The sequence below is a fragment of the Corallococcus sp. AB049A genome, from assembly GCF_003668885.1.
In the GTDB taxonomy this organism is placed as follows: Bacteria; Myxococcota; Myxococcia; order Myxococcales; family Myxococcaceae; genus Corallococcus; species Corallococcus interemptor.
Map to the genome: position 1 here is coordinate 1 of NZ_RAWL01001173.1, position 431 is coordinate 431.

General features: G+C 65.7%; 1 protein-coding gene. It reads right to left on the reverse strand.

Features of this window, described 5'->3' with window-relative positions; genetic code table 11:
• Positions 1-431, reverse strand: a 431-nt coding sequence (locus tag D7X55_RS41345; RefSeq protein ID WP_304988938.1) for a TCP-1/cpn60 chaperonin family protein, incomplete at both ends; no start/stop codon positions are given.

The window sequence follows — 431 nt, forward strand, 5'->3', positions numbered from 1 at the left end:
GTACCGACCTGGGCGATCGCCTTGTCGTCGGCGGTCGGCTTGGAGATGTTCTTCAGCTCGGCGACGGCGGCCGAGACGGCCTTGTCGATACCGCGCTTGAGGTCCATCGGGTTCATGCCGGCGGCAACGGCCTTGGCGCCTTCGCGGATCAGGGCCTGGGCCAGCACGGTGGCGGTGGTGGTGCCGTCGCCGGCATCGTCGTTGGTGCGCGAAGCAACTTCCTTCACCATCTGCGCGCCCATGTTCTCGAACTTGTCAGCCAGTTCGATCTCCTTGGCGACGGAGACGCCGTCCTTGGTGATGGTCGGCGCGCCGAAGCTCTTTTCCAGCACGACGTTGCGGCCCTTCGGGCCCAGGGTGGCCTTGACGGCATTGGCGAGAACGTTGACGCCGCGCACCATGCGCGAACGGGCGTCTTCACCGAAACGAAT